We start from the raw sequence: 20,354 nt of genomic DNA, 5'->3' as shown, positions 1-20,354 counted from the left end.
GCGATCAAAGTTTGGTGTAACGCAACGCGACCGCTACACTATGCCGCGCATTCTCTGGGGATTTCCCCCACTCTCTTCATCTTATAAGCAGGTGTTACGTGCAGAAGTATTTAACAGAAGCGCGTCAATTGCTGGCCCTCGCGATCCCGGTCATCCTTGCTCAGGTGGCTCAGACAGCGATGGGGTTTGTGGATACCATTATGGCCGGTGCGGTAAGCGCCACGGATATGGCCGCCGTTGCTGTCGGCACCTCTATCTGGCTTCCCGCCATCCTCTTTGGCCATGGTCTCCTACTGGCTTTGACGCCCACCGTTGCGCAACTCAACGGTTCAGGTCGACGCGAACGTATCGCAGAACAGGTGCGCCAAGGCTATTGGCTGGCGCTGGCCGTGGCGTTGCTGATCATGGTGGTGCTGTGGAACGCCGGTTATTTGATTCATGCCATGCATGATATTGATCCGCAATTGGCCGCTAAAGCAGAGGGTTACCTGCACGCGTTACTCTGGGGTGCGCCGGGTTATCTGTTCTTCCAGGTTTCGCGCAACCAGTGTGAAGGTCTGTCAAAAACCAAACCTGCCATGCTGCTGGGCTTCCTTGGATTGATGGTCAACATCCCGCTGAACTATGTCTTCATTTATGGTCATTTCGGTATGCCCGCTCTTGGCGGTGTCGGTTGTGGGGTCGCGACCGCCTCTGTCTACTGGGTGATGTTTATCGTGATGCGTTTTTGGGTGAAGCGCATGGCCAGCATGCGTGATATCAAAATGACGACGCGTTGGTCAGCCCCTTCCCGATTGATTCTTTCACGACTGTTCACCCTAGGGCTGCCGGTGGCATTGGCCCTGTTCTTTGAAGTCACGCTGTTTGCGGTTGTCGCGCTGCTGGTTTCTCCACTGGGTATCGTCAAAGTGGCAGGCCACCAGATTGCCCTCAACTTCAGTTCTCTGATGTTTGTCTTGCCGTTATCGCTTGGCGTAGCCACAACCATACGTGTGGGTTATCGACTTGGACAAGGTTCAACCGAGCAAGCGCGCGTAGCGGCTTGGACCGGCCAAGGCGTAGGCATCAGTATGGCCGCAATCACGGCGCTATTTACCGTGACATTCCGTGAACATATCGCCGCACTTTACACCACCAATCCAGAGGTCATCACGCTGGCAGCACAGTTAATGCTCTTGGCCGCGATTTACCAGTTCTCAGACTCAATACAGGTCATAGGCAGCGGGATTTTGCGTGGCTACAAAGACACTCGCTCGATCTTCTTCATCACCTTTATTGCTTATTGGGTGTTGGGATTGCCGGTGGGTTATATCCTGGCGCTGACGGACTGGATCGTGCCTGAACTGGGTCCTGCCGGTTTCTGGTGCGGATTTATTGTCGGTCTGACATCGGCCGCTGTCATGATGATTTGGCGCATTTGCCGTTTGCAACGTCTACCTGCACAAATCATTTTGTCGCGCGCGGCGCGCTAAGTGGCTGAACGGGCCGATATTTGGCCCGGTAATGCCTAAAAAAACGTCGGGTCGCACAGATGCTGGTCAGTCGTCAGGGAATTTCATTTTTTCCCTTGCCAGCATCGCAACCTGCCGTTAATATTCGTCCCCGCTGTCGCCCTGACAGCATGTTGCGCTCTTAGCTCAGTTGGTTAGAGCACCACCTTGACATGGTGGGGGTCGATGGTTCGAGTCCATTAGAGCGCACCAAGTGCGTCCGTAGCTCAGTTGGTTAGAGCACCACCTTGACATGGTGGGGGTCGGTGGTTCGAGTCCACTCGGACGCACCAAATTTCTGAATGCGCTCTTAGCTCAGTTGGTTAGAGCACCACCTTGACATGGTGGGGGTCGATGGTTCGAGTCCATTAGAGCGCACCACTCTTAGTTTTTCTCCTTTTGCGCAACACCCACCTTCCTTGATCTCAATCGCTTTCTCTCTCTGGTTTTGTATTGGTTTTCCCATACTTAGCGACTATACTATGGCGCGTTGTCCACCTGAAAGGTTTCAGCGCTAACGTGCCTATGCAAACAACTCAAATGATTTGCGCAACACTGCCCTGTCAGTTCCCTCGCGTACTGCATAACTTCTCTGCACGCTTAGTCTTCGTCACCTATCCTTACTTCTGTACGAACGAAACCAACACCACACTCATTTTCACTTCGCTGCCAAGCGCTGCGAATACCGACCTTTATCATCCATCACAACTTATAGAAAACCTGACATGAAAAAGACCAAGATTGTTTGTACTATCGGTCCGAAAACCGAATCTGAAGAGATGCTGACTCAACTGCTGGAAGCAGGCATGAACGTCATGCGCTTGAACTTCTCTCACGGTGATTATGCCGAACATGGTCAACGCATCACGAATATGCGTGCCGTCATGGAAAAAACCGGTCGTCAGGCCGCGATTCTGCTGGACACTAAAGGCCCTGAAATCCGCACCATGAAATTGGATGGCGGTAACGACGTTTCACTGAAAGCCGGCCAGACGTTCACCTTCACCACCGACCAGTCAGTCATCGGCAACACAGAGCGTGTCGCCGTGACCTATGCAGGCTTTACTGAAGATCTGAAAATCGGCAACACCGTGCTGGTTGATGATGGTCTGATTGGTATGCAGGTGACTGAAGTGACTGAAAACACCGTCGTCTGTAAGGTACTGAACAACGGTGACTTAGGTGAGAACAAAGGCGTTAACTTGCCAGGCGTCTCCATTCAGCTGCCAGCACTGGCAGAAAAAGATAAACGCGACCTGATTTTCGGTTGTGAGCAAGGCGTTGACTTCGTGGCGGCTTCGTTTATCCGTAAACGTTCAGATGTGCTGGAAATTCGTGAACACCTGAAAGCAAATGGCGGTGAGCACATTCAGATCATCTCCAAAATCGAGAACCAGGAAGGCCTGAATAACTTCGACGAGATCCTTGAAGCCTCTGACGGCATCATGGTTGCGCGCGGCGATTTGGGTGTTGAAATCCCGGTTGAAGAAGTGATCTTCGCGCAGAAGATGATGATCAAGAAGTGTAATAAAGCACGCAAGGTGGTGATTACCGCCACGCAGATGCTGGATTCAATGATCAAAAACCCGCGCCCTACCCGTGCAGAAGCGGGCGATGTGGCGAACGCCATCCTGGACGGAACGGATGCGGTGATGCTTTCTGGTGAGAGCGCCAAGGGTAAATATCCACTGGAATCTGTCACCATCATGGCGACAATCTGTGAGCGCACCGACCGCGTGATGAAGTCACGCATCGATGAGCTGCAAGACTCGCGCAAACTGCGCATCACTGAAGCCGTGTGCCGCGGTGCAGTAGAGACCGCAGAGAAACTGGAAGCACCCGTGATTGTTGTGGCAACAGAAGGCGGTAAATCAGCTAAGGCTGTACGTAAATACTTCCCAGACGCGACGATCCTTGCTTTGACCACCAACCACACCACCGCGCGCCAGCTGATTTTGAGCAAAGGTATCGAAACACGTCTGGTGACGGAAATTGCCTCAACGGATGATTTCTACCGGATTGGTAAAGAAATGGCGCTGGAAAGTGGTTATGCGCAAAAAGGCGATGTGGTCGTGATGGTTTCTGGTGCACTGGTGCCAAGTGGAACCACCAACACCGCTTCTGTCCACTTACTCTGATTTTTAGTTGACTATTTATTTAAAAGCGCCTTTTTGAGGCGCTTTTTTTATTACACAGCTAATACAAAAATCAAAAATTACCAATCGAAAATAACTATTCAATATCCCGTGTAATTAAGGTTAATCCGATTAAATCTCTCTGTTTTCGCTAAATATTTTCATCATCTTCTGCGAAATGCTGTTTCTTTGAGCGAACGATCAAATTTAAGCATGTTCTCATCAAAAATTTATTCTCAACTCAAAAAGCTTTGTGTAATACTTGTAACGCTACATGGAGATTAACTCAATCTAGAGGGTATTAATAATGAATCGTACTAAACTGGTACTGGGCGCGGTAATTCTGGGTTCAACTCTGCTGGCTGGTTGCTCAAGCAACGCTAAAATTGACCAGCTGTCTTCAGACGTTCAGACTCTGAACGCTAAAGTTGACCAGCTGAGCAACGACGTGAACGCAATCCGTTCTGACGTTCAGGCTGCTAAAGATGACGCAGCTCGCGCTAACCAGCGTCTGGACAACCAGGCTCACTCTTACCGTAAGTAAGAGTTCTGGTTTGAAAAATGGTGCCCATGTGGCACCATTTTTTTTGTCCTGATTTTGGCCCTGAGTTAGGGTTTTGCGGCGGCCTCGCCCATTGCCTGACTAATCGTCGCTTGTCCCGCCTGTGCCGCGTTCTGCTGCGTTTGTAGCACCGCCGGTAACGTCGTCTCCTCCGTCACCGGTTCACCACTGCTCACCAGCACGGGCATGCCTGAACGACGTGTAATCGCTTCTTTGATCAGTGCGGTATCGCTTTTCTGACTATTAATGAAAGTTTTCATCTTCGCCGTAAGCACAATCGGCATGGTTTGTGGATCATCCTTTTCATTACGTGACAGCGGTTGGTGCACTTCTACGTAACGTTTACCATCCGGTTCCACCGCATACTTAATGGGCTCGTTAATGACCTGTACGCGCGTTCCCTTGGGTACGCTATTGAACAGGGCTTCGATGTCGTCAGGGCGCAGTCGAATACAGCCCGAACTGACGCGCATACCAATGCCAAAATCTGCGTTAGTGCCGTGGATCAAGTACTGCCCCGTTCCCCGTGCCAAACGCATGGCAAACAGCCCCATTGGGTTATCCGGGCCTGCTGGCACCACACCAGGCAAGGTGATGCCCTCTTTAGCGTATCGTTTACGGATGTTAACGGTGGGCGTCCAGGTGGGATTCGGGATCTTCTGGCTGATACTGGTGACCATACTCGGTGTCGCAGCGCCTAATTGGCCGATACCGATCGGATAGACCACCACGCGATTTTCGCCTTTCGGATAGTAATACAGACGCAGTTCCGCAAGGTTTATCACGATACCTTCACGAGGCGCATCCGGCAGCAGCATCTGCAACGGGACCGTCAATTGTGTGCCTGCTTTTGGCAGCCAGGGATCAACACCCGGATTGGCCTCCAACATGCCCAGCATGCCTATCTTATAGTGAGCTGCAATGCTCTCTAGCGGCCGTTTGTCGTCCGGTACAGTGGTTAGGGTATTCTCGCCAATTAAACGGCTATTGTCGGCTGGCAGGGGATATTCAGTTGCAAGTGCAGGCGCAGAAAGTCCGAAGCAGGACAACAGCAATGCACCGGCTAAACGTAACGCTGGTCTCATGCAATTTTCTCTTTGTCGGATGGAACAGACCCCGGTCATGCCGGGGTCTGGAGAGTGTAACTTAGCTGAGGCTTTGAGCGTTATGACGGATCGCGCGAATCATCGCTTCCAATCCCTGCGAACGTGTCGGAGTGAGGTGCTGGGTTAGCGCTAATTCGCCAAACCAGTGACCGACATCAAGGTCGAGAATTTCCTGTGATTTTAGCCCTTGATACAGGCTAAATACGACTGCAATCAAACCTTTAACAATGGCGGCATCACTGTCACCTTCAAAGGCGATGGAGCCATCCGCTTGCGGGGTCATCCTGATCCACACCTGACTCTGGCAACCTGAAATCACATACTTTGGCTGCTGTAAGCTTTCAGAGGATTCTGGTAATTTCGCCCCGAGTTCAATGATGTAGAGGTACTTCTCTTCCCAGTTTGCGCAACGGTTAAAGTTGCGCACGAGCTTCTCTTTGTCTGGCAAATTCGCCATGGATTACTCCTGATATCTGCTCAACCACCCAGCAGACGATGAATACGGGTCAAACCTGCTGCCAGGCGATCGGCTTCTTCTTCACTGTTGTACAGCGCAAATGAGGCACGACACATGGCTGGCACCGCATAGTGACGCATCAACGGCATCGCGCAATGATGGCCGGTGCGGATGGCAATACCGTACTGATCAAGGAAACTGCCAACGTCAAACGCATGATGCTTGCCGAGGTTGAAGGCCACCACACCGCTCCGTTTTTCAGGGCCGTAGACGATGAGGTCAGGCACCGAAGCGAGCTTATCCAATGCGTAACGCATCAGCGCGCTTTCACGCTCATTGATCACCTCTAAGCCAAGTTCACTGATCCACGTCAGCGCTGCACCCAACCCAATAATACCGCCGGTGTTAGGTGTACCCGCTTCAAAACGCCATGGAGTACTGTTCCAGGTGGTGCCGGTTGGCAGTACCACCTGATCGATCATCGAACCACCGCCTTCCCATGGCGGCATGATTTCCTGCAGCGCCTTACGCGCGTACAGCACACCAATGCCGGTTGGGCCATAAATTTTATGCCCCGAGAAAGCGTAGAAATCGCAGTCAATGTCCTGTACATCCACCTGGTGATGCATCACAGCCTGTGCGCCGTCCACCAGCGTCACTACGCCCGCAGCTTTCGCCTGGGCGACAATGGCTTTGACCGGATTAACCGTACCCAGCACGTTAGAGACGTGCGTCACCGCCAGCAAACGCGTGCGGCTGTCGATCAGTCCCGCCAGCTGCTCCAGCGCTAACTCACCTTGCTCATTAAGCGGCAAAACGCGAATTTCAGCGCCGGTACGTTGCGCCACCATCTGCCACGGTACGATGTTGGCGTGATGCTCCATCTCCGTGATGATGATGTTATCGCCCGACTGCAATTGACTGCCGCCCCAGCTGTTAGCGACCAAATTGATCGCTTCAGTGGTGCCTTTGACAAAGATAATCTCTTCGGGCGAAGCCGCATTGAGGAAGCGTGCAGCTTGCGTGCGCACGTTTTCCATGTCGGTGGTGGCCTGCGCACTCAGCGAGTGAATACCGCGATGCACGGCGGCGTAGCCGTGCTGGTAAAAATAACTTTCCGCATTGATAACCGCGAGCGGGCGCTGAGCGCTGGCCGCGCTATCAAGGTAGGCCAGCGGATGTCCGTTGACCTCACGTTTCAGAATCGGAAATTCCGCTCTGATTCGTTCGAGATCGAAAATCATGACTCAACTCCGGGGAAACGCGCGGCGATGCGTTGCAGTACCACCTGACGCAGCGACTCTTCTTCCAGCAACTCGGTCAACTCTGCCGCGAATGCATGGATGATCATCTGCTGTGCCGCTTCTTCGGTAATACCGCGCGAGCGCAGATAGAACATCTGCTCGTCGTCGATACGACCAATGGTGGCACCGTGGCTGCACTTCACATCATCAGCATAAATTTCCAGCTGTGGTTTGGTGTCCACTTCCGCAAGACGACCGAGCAACAGGTTGTTGTTGGTCATCTGTCCGTCAGTTTTCAGTGCATGCTTCGCCACTTTGATGTGACCGTTGAAGATCGAACGGCCTTTGTCACGTGAGATGGTTTTATGCAGCTGACGGCTCAGGCAATGGCCTTTGTTGTGCTCCAGATAGCTACGGGTATCCGCCACTTCTGAATTGATCGGCAAGATCAGGCTGTTCAGTGCCAGCTCAGTATTTTCACCATTGAGCTGCACACTGGTGTTGTGACGTGACAAGCCCGCACCCAACAGGAAGCTGGTACTGCTGACCTGCGCATCACCACCAATCACAATGTCATTATGCGCAAAGTGGTAGCTGCTGCTCTCTTCAAAGGCCAGCTTGATGTGCTTCAGCTTGGCATTGTCTGCGACAGCAAAAGTAAAACGCGCGCCGGTAAAGTGCGAGGCACCGTTCAGCGTCACGTAGTGTTCAATCACTTCGGCTTCAGCGCTTTGCTCGAGCTCGAAGTGGTGACGGTGGTGCACCGTATTCAGTGCATCAGCCTTGCCACTGGTGATGTGCAGCAAATAGAGCGGGCGAGCCGCAGATTTGCCACGCGCCAAGCGAATAGAGGTGACCTCTTCCGCCAGGCTTTCCGTCAGGTGCAGGAACACTTCGGGCTGCACGGCAGCAGGCAACGGACGGCGCTCAGCCGCGCGGCTGTGCTGCACATCGAACAATTCAGTATCGCGTGCGCTCAGTTCTGGCTGGAAACGACCATCAACGAATACCAAGCGGATAGCGTCCAGCGGCAGAGCCAATTCGGCAACCTGCTCAGCAGTGACCGTCTGGTCTTCTGGTAGCACAAACTGATGGGCCAACAGACCATCCAGCGCGGTGTATTTCCAGTTCTCATGCTTGCGCGTTGGCAAGCCGAGACGCATCAGTTGCTGCCAGTGCTGCTGAGCCTGCAATGAACGCGCTTCACCGCGCGATTCAAACAGGTGGTGCCACTGTTGCAGGGCGTTATCACTCTTCGTCGGTAAGCCAGCCATAGCCTTGCTCCTCCAGCTGTTTAACCAGCGTAAAGTCGCCAGATTTCACGATTTTGCCCTGATACAGCACGTGCACATGGTCTGGCTTGATGTAATCCAGGATGCGCTGATAGTGCGTCACGATGATGAATGAACGCTTACCGTCGCGCAGGCTGTTCACGCCTTCAGCCACGATTTTCAATGCATCGATGTCCAAACCGGAGTCCGTTTCATCGAGAATACACAGCTCAGGTTCCAGCGCCGCCATCTGCAAGATGTCGTTACGCTTCTTCTCACCACCCGAGAAGCCGACGTTAACTGAACGGGTCAGCAAATCTTCTGGCATCTTCAGCAGTTTAATTTTGTCTTCGATGAAGTCCTGGAAATCAAAACGATCCAGCTCATCCTGCTCACGGTATTTACGTACGGCGTTCACCGACGTCTGCAGGAAAAATTGATTGCTCACACCAGGGATTTCGACTGGATACTGGAACGCCATGAAGATGCCTTCTCCCGCGCGTTCTTCTGGTTCCAGCTCCAGCAGGTCTTTGCCTTTAAAGCTAACAGAACCGCCAGTGACTTCGTAATCTTCACGACCAGCCAGTGTTGCAGACAGGGTACTTTTACCCGAACCGTTAGGTCCCATGATGGCGTGAACTTCACCCGGTTTCACTTCAAGGTTCAGACCGCGTAAAATTTCTTTGTCTTCAACACTAACCTGTAAATCTTTAATGCTTAACATACTCTTTCCTTCACATTGCTTCCGGCAACGCGTGTGGCATCAGCCCACACTGTGCTCAAGGCTGATAGCCAACAGTTTTTGCGCTTCCACAGCAAATTCCAGTGGCAGCTCGGAGAAAACGTCTTTGCAGAAGCCGTTGACGATCATTGAGATCGCATCTTCTTCGCTAATGCCACGCTGCAGACAGTAGAACATCTGGTCTTCACCAATACGCGACGTTGTCGCTTCATGCTCCAACTGGGCTGTGTTGTTGCGCGTTTCCACATACGGGAAAGTGTGTGCACCGCAATCCGGGCCAATCAGCATTGAGTCACACTGGGTGAAGTTACGCGCGTTGGTGGCGGTTGGCATGATTTTCACCAGACCGCGGTAAGTGTTCTCACTCTTACCGGCGGAGATCCCTTTCGAGATAATGGTCGACTTGGTGTTTTTACCAATGTGGATCATTTTGGTGCCGGTATCCGCCTGCTGGCGACCGCTGGTCAGTGCCACCGAGTAGAACTCACCCACGGAATAATCACCGCGCAGAATGCAGCTTGGATACTTCCAGGTGATGGCTGAACCGGTCTCAGACTGGGTCCAGGACATTTTACTGTGGTCGCCTTCACACAGCGCACGCTTGGTCACGAAGTTGAGGATACCGCCCTCGCCTTCGCCACCAGGGAACCAGTTCTGAACGGTGGAGTATTTCACTTCAGCATTTTTGTGGATGATGACTTCTACCACTGCAGCGTGCAGCTGATAGGTGTCACGCACAGGTGCGGAGCAGCCTTCGATGTAGCTGACATAGCTGTCTTCGTCGGCAATCAAAATGGTACGTTCAAACTGCCCGGTTTTCGCGGCGTTGATACGGAAGTAAGTTGACAGCTCCATTGGGCAACGAACGCCTTTGGGGATGTAAACGAAAGTACCGTCAGAAGCCACCGCGGAGTTCAGCGCAGCAAAGAAGTTATCGTTGTGCGGAACCACAGTGCCGAGATATTTCTGCACCAGCTCTGGATGATCGTGAATGGCTTCACCGAACGAGCAGAAAATAATGCCCTGCTCAGCCAACTTGTCACGATAGGTGGTAGAAACGGAAACGGAGTCGAAAATGGCGTCCACCGCCACTTCACGGCCTTCACGTACCGGAACGCCCAACTGGTTGAACGCGTCTTCCACTTCTTTGGTCAGGTAGTCGCTAGACGCAACGCTGCCAGAAGTCTGGGTTGCACCCGGCTCAGAAGCGCAGCTGTCATCACAATTGCCGCAGGACGGCGCAGAGTAATAGCTGTAATCCTGATAATCGAGCTTGGTGTAGTTCGCTTTCAGCCAATGTGGTTCTTCCATCTCTAACCAGGCACGGAAGGCCTTAAGACGGAATTCCAACATCCACTCAGGTTCGTTACGTTTGGCCGAAATGGCACGCACAACATCTTCGTTGATGCCATGGGCCAATTCATCGGTTTGCAACTGGGTAAAGAAGCCTTCTTTGTAATTCAGGCTACCTTCCCACATTTGTACATCGTCAGATGCTTCGCTGTGTCGTGACATATTTCACTTACTCGACGCCAAAGCTCTCACCGCACCCGCAGGCGTGCTGAGCTTTAGGGTTGTTGAATTTAAAAATCTGGTTCAGGCCTTCACGGACATAATCCAGCTCGGTACCGTCAACAAACGGCATCGCCTGAAGTGGCACAAACAATTTTGCGCCGAATTGCTCAAACGTCAGGTCGTCATCGGCAGGCTCTTTCACCAGGTCCATAACGTACCCAAAACCGGCACAGCCGGACTGCTTCACACCCAGTTTCAGGCCTTTAACTTCAGGATCCTGTTCAACCAGGCTAAGAATCTGTTTCGCTGCCGATTCGGTCAGCGTGAGCCCTTTCCAGACGAAATCTTCGGGTGAAAAAGAAGCTGCATTTACTGATGACATAGTGCTACCTCGTAAGTCTGGGCCTTTTCAGGCTATCCCCCTATGGTAGTGATATCAGATATCACTTCAACCTCTTGTTTTGCAGGGATAATCATCTCGTGCTGTTTTTTGCTGCTGCTTTATTAAGCATAGTCCCTTCACACCAGCTTGTGGGCGGCAATCCCGTGCGCGCCCTGCCTACGTAACCCGTTCAAATACCGTAAAATTCACAAATCCAACTTTAGGTTATCACTCTGATTGATAGGTTACGCCTTTCTTTAATGTAAAGAGATTGTTATTGCCGATTTTAGTAACAGGCAAAGGAAATCAATAAAATTTCATTGCGGGAATTGCATTCCTGACGCGGTTGAATATGATAATGATTATCATTAACCCATTTAAGGTAGCGATATGACGCTTACCGTCTCAGCCTGGTTACAGCACAAAATCGATGAATATAAGTTTTCGGTGCGTGATATCACCGTCGACTTCTATATGGCTCAGGCTAAGCTCAACCGCACCGATTGTACTATCGAACAACTGCGCCGCTTTAACGACACCTGCTTGGATATGGCAGAAATCTGCGAACTGAACGGTGACGACCAAAGCTATTTACATGCCATGGGCAAGCTCCATCACCGCTTAGTGCAGGAGATGGGGAATGCCGATCGCGACCGTTTGTTCCGTATTCAGGCCTATCAACTGGCGCGCCTGTCTTTGACTCGCTTGTGTCATCAACTGGCGCTCAGCGGCGAGTGGGATCAAGCCACCAGCCTGCAGAGTGATTTCGTCCGCCACGCAGGCTGGATATTCTAATCCAGCTTTGTGACGGCTCCTACAATTTGTTTACATCATTTCCAGCAATGCTTGTAGTGGATGGCGCATACCATTGCCTTCCGCGCGTTTTACCTGGCTTCGGCAGGAGAAACCCGTTGCCAGGCAACGCTGACGCGGCAACTTCTGCAATTGTGGATGCCATGAGAGTTCGTAAATGCCTAACGAATTATCCAGGTTCTTACTCTCGTGGCCGTAAGTCCCTGCCATACCACAGCAACCGACATTGATGTTCTCGAGTTTTGCACCAAATCGCGCAAATATCCCTTGCCATTGATTCGGCGTAGAAGGCAGTGCTGTCACTTCCGTGCAGTGTGCAAACAGATACCATGCCTCACCGCTGGCAATTTGTTCGGTACGTGCCGCCAACGCCTGCTCAAGCCATTCATGCACGAGTTGTACGTTAAATTCACCACGCTGGTCGCCCAACACTTCTTTATACTCATCGCGGTAACAGAGCACGGTAGCCGGATCCACACCCACCATTGGGATGTTGAGTTTTGCTACTCGATTAAGGAACTCAGCCGTTTTGCCTGCCGTGCGCGCAAAACGTTGCAGGAAGCCTTTAACGTGCTGCGCTTTTCCATTCGGTGAAAACGGCAGCAGTACGGGCCGATAGCCCAACTTCTCAATCAACTTCACGAAATCAGTCACCAGTTGCGCTTCGTAATAGCTGGTGAAAGGGTCCTGTACTACCAACACGCAATTTTCACGCTGGGCGGCGTCCATGGATTCGAGCTGCTCCAGTGTGAGGTTCATCGCGGGATGACCGCTGAGCTGTTGTTTCAGGCTCGGCGTGGAAAGCAGGGGCAGATCCACCATACCAATATGTGTTTTGCTCAGGTCGCGAACCCACGGCTGCTTCAGGAAGAAGTTGAACACTTTGGGAGCTTTCGCCATCAGCGGCGCATAGCTCTCTACGGTGGCCACCAGATGATCGCTCATCGGTCGCAAATAACGGGTGTGATAAAGCTGCAAGAAGCGCGAGCGGAAACTCGGCACATCGATCTTAATCGGACACTGAGTAGAACAGGCTTTGCAGGCAAGGCAGCCGGACATCGCTTCCTTCACCTCATGCGAGAAATCATACTCGCCGTGCTTCGCGTGCCATGAATTGCGCGTGCGTTGAATTAACGTCCGCAAACTCGCACCTTGCTTTGGCAGCGCCTGCTCCAACACGCCGGGATCAACACCCTGTTCTGAGAGCAAACGCAGCCATTCACGGGTTAATGTTGCGCGCCCTTTGGGTGAATGGATGCGGTTACGGGTGATTTTCATTGATGGGCACATTGGGCTGCGCGCATCAAAGTTAAAACACAACCCGTTGCCGTTGCACTCCATTGCGCCACGCCAGTCAGTCCGTACATTCACGGGAATTTGACGATCGTAAGTGCCGCGTTTCACCGCATCCACTTGCATCATCGGTTCCTGACTGCCAAGAGGTGTACAGATTTTGCCGGGATTCAAGCGGTTATCGGGATCGAAAGCCGCTTTGATGCGGCGCAACTCGTTAAACAACGTCTCGCCAAAAAATGCCGGGCTGTATTGCGCACGGAATCCTTTGCCATGTTCGCCCCACAGCAATCCACCGTAGCGTGCCGTCAAGGCCACCACTTCGTCGGAGATTTGTTTCATTAATAGCTCTTGCTGCGGATCGCACATATCCAGCGCCGGACGCACGTGTAACACACCCGCATCAACATGGCCGAACATGCCGTAGCTTAAACCGTGGCTGTCGAGTAAGGCGCGGAAATCAACGATGTAATCAGCCAATTGCTCTGGCGGAACCGCAGTATCTTCCACAAATGGAATCGGCTTGGCGCGCCCTTTGGCGTTCCCCAGCAGACCCACCGCTTTTTTTCGCATATTATAAATACGCTCAATGCCGCCCAAATCATTACACAGCTGATAGCCTATAACCCCGCCCTGGTGCTGCTGCATCAGTTCTTCCAGGCGCGCGCATAGGTGGCTCACCTGCTGTTCAATTAACTCACCATCATCACCGGCAAATTCGACGATATTCAGGCCCAGCATCTCTTTATCAGGCACATCGGTGATGAGTTCTTTGACTGAATGCCAGACGATATCTTCACGCGCCAGGTTAAGCACTTTCGAATCGACGGTTTCGACAGAAAGGGCTTTCGCTTCAACCATAAAGGGCGCATTACGTAGCGCTGAGTCGAACGAATCGTATTTGATATTAACCAGACGACGCACTTTAGGGATTGGCGTGATATCAAGGCGCGCTTCGGTGATAAATGCCAGTGTGCCTTCGGCACCGCACAATAATCGCGTCAGGTCGAAGGTTTGCAAGTCATCGCTAAACACATGGCGCAGGTCGTAACCAGTCAGGAAGCGGTTGAGTTTCGGGAATTTTTCCAGAATCAAATCGCGTTGCTCACGGCAACGCGTCAACACTTCTCGGTAGATACGCCCTTCTGCCGTCGGTGTGCTAGCCAGTTGCTCGGCTAACTCGGTGGGCATGGCACGGGTATCAAGGATATCACCACCCAGCAACACGGCGCGTAATCCTTCGACATGGTCGGATGTTTTACCGTAAACCAGCGAGCCTTGGCCCGAGGCATCGGTATTAATCATGCCGCCTAACGTGGCGCGGTTACTGGTAGACAGTTCTGGCGAGAAGAAAAAACCATAAGGTTTTAGCCATGCATTAAGTTGGTCTTTCACAACGCCCGCTTCGACCCGCACCCACCCCTGTTCAGGATTGATCTCAAGGATGCGGTTCATATAGCGCGACATGTCCACCACGATGCCCTGGTTGAGCGATTGGCCATTGGTGCCTGTTCCGCCGCCGCGTGGCGCAAACGTCAGGCTATTAAAGCGCGCTTCGCCGGCTAATCGGGCAATCAACGCGACGTCTGCGGTTGAACGCGGAAAGAGTGCTGCATCAGGCAACAATTGATAAATGCTGTTATCGGTCGAGAGCGACAACCGATCGGCATAGCTTGTGGCGGTATCGCCGGTAAAACCTTGCTCTTTCAATGACTGCAGGAATGTCAGCACCAGCTGAACGAGGCCGGGTGCCTGGGAAATCTGTGGGATCATTATTGCGTGACCGAGATGTTGTAAACGTTTGCGTGGTTATTTTTTTCAACCATTGGTTTTATCATATTTTTTTGTCCCCTGCTGTTTTTTCAGGAAAGGTTCCCACTGAGCCTGCTTTTCTCTGTTTAAATTTCAGGAAATAGATCATCATTAATCAGGGCCAACGCGGCCCACTATGAAGGATTAATTGAGGTCATAACGTTGTGATGAAAAGCCTGCAACGCGGTATGGATCTACCGCAACTGCTATTCTCGTTGATGTTCATTTTGATCATGATCATCGCCTGTCTGTGGGTCGTACAGCCGTTTATTCTTGGCTTTGCTTGGGCCAGCATGGTGGTGATTGCCACATGGCCACTCATGATTCGTTTGCAGCATCTGCTGTGGGGAAAACGATCGCTGGCGGTTATCGCCATGACCATTCTGTTGCTTCTGCTGTTTATCATTCCGATTGCGCTGTTGGTCAGTGGCCTGATTGATAACAGTGCGCCCGTGATTGCCTGGGCGACTCAGCGCCACCTCGTGCTGCCAGATTTAGCCTGGCTACGCGACATTCCTTACATTGGCAAGAAAAGCTACTCCAGCTATCACAAAATGGTCGATGGCGGCGGGACTGCGATATTAAATCAATTACAGCCCTATATTGGACGCACTACCGGCTTCTTTGTGGCACAGGCCGGACACTTTGGCCGCTTTATGATTCACCTCGCCGTGATGCTCCTGTTTAGCGTATTGCTCTACTGGCGCGGTGAGCAGGTCGGTCACGGCATTCGTCATTTTGCTTACCGCATGGGTGGACGTCGTGGTGATGCGACAGTGCTGCTCGCCGGTCAGGCCATTCGTGCCGTGGCTTTAGGCGTGGTGGTCACCGCGCTGGTGCAAGGTGTACTGGGCGGTATTGGTTTGGCGATTTCGGGCATTCCTTACGCCACCTTACTGACGGTGTTGATGATTCTGACGTGTCTGGTGCAGCTCGGACCGTTGGTGGTGCTGATACCCGCGATCATCTGGCTCTACTGGAGTGGCGACACAACATGGGGCACGATCCTGCTGGTGTGGAGCTGCGTGGTCGGCACACTGGACAGTGTACTGCGTCCGATGTTGATTCGGATGGGGGCAGATTTGCCGATGATCTTGATTCTCTCCGGCGTTATTGGCGGGTTGATAGCTTTTGGCATGATCGGACTCTTTATTGGTCCGGTGGTGCTGGCGGTATCCTATCGTCTGGTTTCCGTGTGGATGCATGAAGCGCCCGCCCCTGATGATGACCCGCAGAAGGCTATCGAAGCCCTGGCCGAGCATGACGAGGATTAACTTCCGGGGTTAAAACCAAGCGGTGCAGTTCATTGCACCGCATTCCGCAACACAGGCTCTCGCCTTACTCAATGGGCATGAATAGATGTTAATGCCCACCACATAGTTTCCTGCCGCATCACTTTTTTTCCATAAGCGCTTTTTAAGAAAAAACGCAGATTTAGCCGCTTTAGTAGAGTTTCGCTTACGGAATGATTATTTTTCGAACTGAATTGTGCGATGCAACCGTTAAAAAAGGCCACAAAAGATTATCAGCTTTAAACTAATAAGAGGATTCTTAAAGACGCCAACAAGCCTGATGAATAACATGTTCCCTATGTTTGAAATCAAACCACTGATTTATAAACAACCTTTTTCCCCTGAGTAAAGTGAAGAATTGCTGTGTGTAGTCTTTGCCCATCCCCTGTGATGGGCTTTTTTTTTGTGTTTTTTATGCATAAAGAAAAGGCCAGCAGTGCTGGCCTTATGATTTCAGCAAGGACGCTTCAGAATCTTACTGAACGCGCCCTAATCGTTAGCTGATCACGGTTTCGCGGCGTCCAATTCGGCCAGATTTAACCAAGTTTGCACCACGGTATCCGGGTTGAGCGACAGACTGTCGATTCCCTGCTCCATCAACCATGCAGCGAAATCTTCATGGTCAGACGGCCCTTGGCCGCAAATGCCGACGTATTTGCCCTGTTTCTTCGCCGCTTGAATCGACATCGACAGCAGCGCTTTCACCGCTTCGTTGCGCTCATCAAACAGTGCCGAAACTACGCCAGAATCACGATCCAGCCCCAACGCCAACTGCGTCATGTCGTTTGAACCAATAGAGAAACCATCGAAGTACTGCAAGAACTGTTCAGCCAGTAAGGCGTTCGATGGGATCTCACACATCATGATCACCTTCAATCCGTTCTCACCGCGTTTCAGCCCCTGCTTACCAAGCTCTTCCACCACTGCCGCAGCTTGATCTACGGTTCGTACGAAAGGAATCATAATTTCGACGTTAGTCAGACCCATGTCGTTACGCACACGTTTTACCGCCTCACACTCTAAGGCGAAGCAGTCACGGAAGCTGTCAGCCACATAGCGTCCGGCCCCACGGAAGCCCAGCATCGGGTTCTCTTCCTCTGGCTCATAACGTTCGCCCCCGACCAGGTTGGCATACTCGTTCGATTTGAAATCCGACAGACGGACAATCACGCGCTTAGGCGCAAACGCGGCACCCAGGGTCGCAATGCCTTCAGTCAGACGCGCAATGTAGAACTCAACCGGATCGTCAAAGCCTTTCATCATCTGACGAATCTGCTGCTGCAACTCTGGCGTCTGCTGGTCAAACTCCAACAACGCTTTCGGGTGCACGCCGATCATACGGTTGATAATGAATTCCAGACGCGCCAGACCGACACCTTCATTAGGCAGGCAGGCGAAATCAAATGCACGGTCCGGGTTACCAACGTTCATCATGATTTTCAATGGCAGATCCGGCATGGTATCCACTTGCGAGCTGGTCACTTCAAAGTCGAGCAGGTCATGGTAGACATAACCGGTATCCCCTTCCGCGCAGGAAACAGTGACTTTTTGCCCATCCTTCAAGTGGTCGGTCGCATCCCCACAACCCACTACGGCTGGAATACCCAGTTCACGCGCGATAATCGCAGCATGACAGGTACGCCCGCCGCGATTCGTCACAATCGCGGACGCTTTTTTCATGATCGGTTCCCAGTCCGGGTCGGTCATATCCGTCACCAGCACATCACCTTTCTCGATGCGGTGCATTTCGCTGATATCGTGAATCACCTTCACTTCACCGGCGCCAATGCGATGGCCGATGGCTCGACCTTCAACCAGAACTTTGCCTTTACCTTGCAGGTTGTAACGTTCCATCACCTGACCATTAGAACGCACGGTTTCTGGGCGGGCCTGCACGATAAACAACTTGCCGGTGTGGCCATCTTTGGCCCACTCGATGTCCATCGGGCGTTTGTAGTGCTGTTCAATCAGCACCGCCTGGCGCGCCAGGTCCTGCACTTCGTCATCGGTCAGGCTGAAGCGATCGCGCTGCTCCTGATCGACGTCTTCAATGCGTACCTGTTCACCGTGCTCTTGCGAATCGGCGTAAACCATGCGGATTTTTTTCGACCCCATGGTGCGGCGCACGATGGCCGGGCGATTCGCCGCCAGCGTCGGTTTATGCACATAGAATTCATCAGGGTTAACCGCACCCTGTACCACCATTTCGCCGAGACCGAACGCCGAGGTGATAAAGACCACCTGGTCGAAACCGGATTCAGTATCAATGGTAAACATCACGCCCGATGACGCGAGATCGGATCGTACCATGCGTTGAATACCGGCAGACAAAGCTACGCCACGATGGTCATAGCCTTGGTGCACACGATAGGAGATGGCACGATCGTTAAATAAAGAAGCATAAACGTGCTTTACGGCCACCAGCACCGCGTCAAACCCTTGCACGTTGAGGAATGTTTCCTGCTGCCCAGCAAAGGAGGCATCTGGCATGTCCTCGGCGGTGGCCGATGAACGTACCGCAAACGAAGCCTCAGCATCATCAGAAGAGAGCTGCTCGTAGGCGGTGCGAATCGCCTCCTCAAGCTCAGGCAGGAAAGGTGTGTCGACAACCCATTGACGAATTTGTTTACCAGCTTTCGCCAGCTCTTCAACATCATCAATATCCGTTTTGTCCAGCAAATCATAAATACGCTGGTTCAGTCCGCTTTGATCGAGAAACAGATTAAAGGCGTAAGATGTCGTCGCATAACCGTTTGGCACGGATACACCCAGTGACGACAAGTTAGTAATCATTTCTCCCAGGGAAGCATTTTTGCCCCCCACGCGATCAACATCATGCATGCCAAGCTGGTTGTACCAGAGCACTAGCGACTGTTGGTCTTGATTGGACATTGAGATTATCCTTCATTTAAATGATTGGAGCACATGGAACATTTTGCTATAAGCCAAAACAGCTTGGCACAATCAATTAATAAAGACTAAGTGTTGAATCGTTAAAGCAGAAAAAGAAAGACAAAATCAGATTACTACTCGGCTGGCCTATTGTTGCGCAACACACTTATTTAGTGCTAACAAACTGCTAATCCGATATTTTTCCCACTTTCAGAGAGTTAGACATTGATTTTTGTTGCGCAACACGTTCAGACTTTATTTTTGATAACAATGAGAAAATGCGAGTAAATAGCCATTTTCAAAACAGCATTTCATCTAATATGCGTTATCAAAGTGATGCTCATTGATCCCATTACCCGTTTCGGCATGGATATTTCGTTTTATTTTTAATTAAAATGAAATACCGGCGACAATATTGTTACATAAAAGTAAACAAGAGGATTTCCCGCCTATGAGCACTGAACGTAGTGTGTTCTACATCTCTGATGGCACCGCCATCACTGCGGAAGTTTTAGGGCATGCCGTGTTGTCACAATTTCCCGTCAATACCAACAGTGTCACCTTGCCATTTGTGGAGAATGTCCAACGAGCACAAGCCGTTAAAGCGCAAATCAACGCGCTGTACCAACAGAGCGGAGTGCGGCCGTTAGTGTTCTTCTCTATCGTGACGCCAGATGTCCGCGAGATCATTTTGGAAAGCGAAGGCTTTTGCCAGGATATCGTGCAGGCCCTGGTCGGGCCATTACAAAGTGAGTTGGGCGTCCCTTCGATGCCGGTGGCACATCGTACCCACGGCCTTACCGCCAGCAATCTGGGCAAATACGATGCGCGAATCGCGGCGATTGATTACACCCTGGCCCACGATGATGGTATTTCATTGCGCGGACTAGAGGATGCGCAGGTTATTCTGCTCGGCGTCTCACGTTGTGGCAAAACGCCCACAAGCCTCTACCTGGCGATGCAGTTTGGCGTGCGCGCGGCCAACTATCCTTTCATCGCTGATGATATGGATAACCTCAAGTTGCCGCCGGCGTTACGTGCGCATCAACATAAGCTGTTTGGGTTAACCATCGATCCTGAACGCCTCGCCGCTATCCGTCAGGAACGTGCTGAAAATACCCGTTACGCATCCATGCGGCAGTGCCGCCTGGAAGTCGGTGAAGTCGAAGCGCTGTTCCGCACGCACCAGATCCGCTATCTCAACAGCACCAATTATTCGGTGGAGGAAATTGCCACCAAAATCCTCGACATCATGGGGCTGCGCCGCAGTATGTATTGAGGTGTAAGCCAGGCCGTAAAGCCTGGCTTCCGTCATGTTTTGCTCACCTTTCTGTTTAGCGGGTTGAAT

Annotated in this window: 15 protein-coding genes, 3 tRNA genes and 1 other RNA gene; 10 read left to right on the top strand and 9 right to left on the bottom strand. The window is 51.8% G+C overall.

Going from position 1 to position 20,354, the window contains the following annotated elements; all coding sequences use genetic code 11:
• Positions 1-98 precede the first annotated feature (98 nt).
• The 6 genes from F3J38_RS25855 (at position 99) to F3J38_RS25830 (ending at position 4,169) form a co-directional block, all read left to right on the top strand.
• Positions 99-1,472 (top strand): MATE family efflux transporter, encoded by a 1,374-nt coding sequence (locus F3J38_RS25855; RefSeq protein WP_167143907.1) that lies wholly within the window; start codon positions 99-101, stop codon positions 1,470-1,472.
• A gap of 154 nt (positions 1,473-1,626) precedes the next feature.
• A tRNA-Val gene (locus tag F3J38_RS25850) sits at positions 1,627-1,703 on the top strand.
• 3 nt (positions 1,704-1,706) lie between these two features.
• Positions 1,707-1,783: transfer RNA gene (locus F3J38_RS25845), tRNA-Val, on the top strand.
• Between the two features lie 11 nt (positions 1,784-1,794).
• Positions 1,795-1,871, top strand: a tRNA-Val gene (locus F3J38_RS25840).
• A gap of 344 nt (positions 1,872-2,215) precedes the next feature.
• Positions 2,216-3,628 (top strand): pyruvate kinase PykF, encoded by a 1,413-nt coding sequence (gene pykF / locus F3J38_RS25835; protein WP_167143904.1) that lies wholly within the window; start codon positions 2,216-2,218, stop codon positions 3,626-3,628.
• Positions 3,629-3,932: 304 nt separating this feature from the next.
• Positions 3,933-4,169 carry a major outer membrane lipoprotein gene (locus F3J38_RS25830; protein ID WP_007374746.1) on the top strand — a complete coding sequence of 79 codons (237 nt, stop codon included), beginning with the start codon at positions 3,933-3,935 and terminating at the stop codon, positions 4,167-4,169.
• 65 nt (positions 4,170-4,234) lie between these two features.
• Here the strand turns inward: F3J38_RS25830 and F3J38_RS25825 are convergent, their stop codons facing one another.
• The 7 genes from F3J38_RS25825 to sufA form a co-directional block, all read right to left on the bottom strand.
• Positions 4,235-5,272, bottom strand: a complete 1,038-nt coding sequence (locus tag F3J38_RS25825; RefSeq protein WP_167143901.1) for a L,D-transpeptidase family protein — start codon at positions 5,270-5,272, stop codon at positions 4,235-4,237.
• A 61-nt stretch (positions 5,273-5,333) separates the two neighbouring features.
• Positions 5,334-5,750, bottom strand: a complete 417-nt coding sequence (gene sufE / locus F3J38_RS25820; RefSeq protein ID WP_167143898.1) for a cysteine desulfuration protein SufE — start codon at positions 5,748-5,750, stop codon at positions 5,334-5,336.
• 20 nt (positions 5,751-5,770) lie between these two features.
• Positions 5,771-6,994 (bottom strand): cysteine desulfurase SufS, encoded by a 1,224-nt coding sequence (gene sufS / locus F3J38_RS25815; protein WP_167143895.1) that lies wholly within the window; start codon positions 6,992-6,994, stop codon positions 5,771-5,773.
• Entirely contained in the window at positions 6,991-8,268 is a 1,278-nt protein-coding gene (gene sufD / locus F3J38_RS25810) for a Fe-S cluster assembly protein SufD (protein ID WP_167143892.1), read from the bottom strand. Before sufD ends, sufS begins: the two co-directional genes overlap by 4 nt.
• A complete protein-coding gene (gene sufC / locus F3J38_RS25805) occupies positions 8,243-8,989 on the bottom strand; it encodes a Fe-S cluster assembly ATPase SufC (RefSeq protein ID WP_167143889.1) in 747 nt (248 codons plus the stop codon). Before sufC ends, sufD begins: the two co-directional genes overlap by 26 nt.
• Before the next feature lie 39 nt (positions 8,990-9,028).
• Positions 9,029-10,522 (bottom strand): Fe-S cluster assembly protein SufB, encoded by a 1,494-nt coding sequence (gene sufB / locus F3J38_RS25800; protein ID WP_167143886.1) that lies wholly within the window; start codon positions 10,520-10,522, stop codon positions 9,029-9,031.
• 7 nt (positions 10,523-10,529) lie between these two features.
• Positions 10,530-10,904 (bottom strand): Fe-S cluster assembly scaffold SufA, encoded by a 375-nt coding sequence (gene sufA, locus F3J38_RS25795; protein ID WP_084936255.1) that lies wholly within the window; start codon positions 10,902-10,904, stop codon positions 10,530-10,532.
• Positions 10,905-11,294: 390 nt separating this feature from the next.
• Here sufA and F3J38_RS25790 point away from each other — a divergent pair, with 390 nt between their 5' ends.
• On the top strand, positions 11,295-11,699 hold the full coding sequence (locus F3J38_RS25790; RefSeq protein ID WP_167143882.1) for a hypothetical protein: 405 nt from the start codon (positions 11,295-11,297) through the stop codon (positions 11,697-11,699).
• 30 nt (positions 11,700-11,729) lie between these two features.
• On the opposite strand, the gene ydiJ is transcribed toward F3J38_RS25790, so the two are convergent.
• On the bottom strand, positions 11,730-14,783 hold the full coding sequence (ydiJ, locus tag F3J38_RS25785) for a D-2-hydroxyglutarate dehydrogenase YdiJ (protein ID WP_167143880.1): 3,054 nt from the start codon (positions 14,781-14,783) through the stop codon (positions 11,730-11,732).
• 206 nt (positions 14,784-14,989) lie between these two features.
• Between ydiJ and ydiK the strand changes: the two genes are divergently transcribed.
• Positions 14,990-16,096 (top strand): AI-2E family transporter YdiK, encoded by a 1,107-nt coding sequence (gene ydiK / locus F3J38_RS25780; protein WP_167143877.1) that lies wholly within the window; start codon positions 14,990-14,992, stop codon positions 16,094-16,096.
• A 316-nt stretch (positions 16,097-16,412) separates the two neighbouring features.
• Positions 16,413-16,520: antisense sRNA RprA (gene rprA, locus F3J38_RS25775), an RNA gene on the top strand.
• Between the two features lie 98 nt (positions 16,521-16,618).
• On the opposite strand, the gene ppsA is transcribed toward rprA, so the two are convergent.
• A complete protein-coding gene (gene ppsA / locus F3J38_RS25770) occupies positions 16,619-19,006 on the bottom strand; it encodes a phosphoenolpyruvate synthase (protein WP_167143874.1) in 2,388 nt (795 codons plus the stop codon).
• Positions 19,007-19,457: 451 nt separating this feature from the next.
• Between ppsA and ppsR the strand changes: the two genes are divergently transcribed.
• Complete coding sequence (gene ppsR / locus F3J38_RS25765) at positions 19,458-20,285, top strand: posphoenolpyruvate synthetase regulatory kinase/phosphorylase PpsR (protein ID WP_167143870.1); 828 nt, start codon at positions 19,458-19,460, stop codon at positions 20,283-20,285.
• Positions 20,286-20,354: the final 69 nt, after the last annotated feature.

It is taken from the genome of Candidatus Pantoea formicae (assembly GCF_011752625.1).
In the GTDB taxonomy this organism is placed as follows: Bacteria; Pseudomonadota; Gammaproteobacteria; order Enterobacterales; family Enterobacteriaceae; genus Pantoea; species Pantoea formicae.
This window is presented reverse-complemented; position numbering and strand designations above follow the sequence as displayed.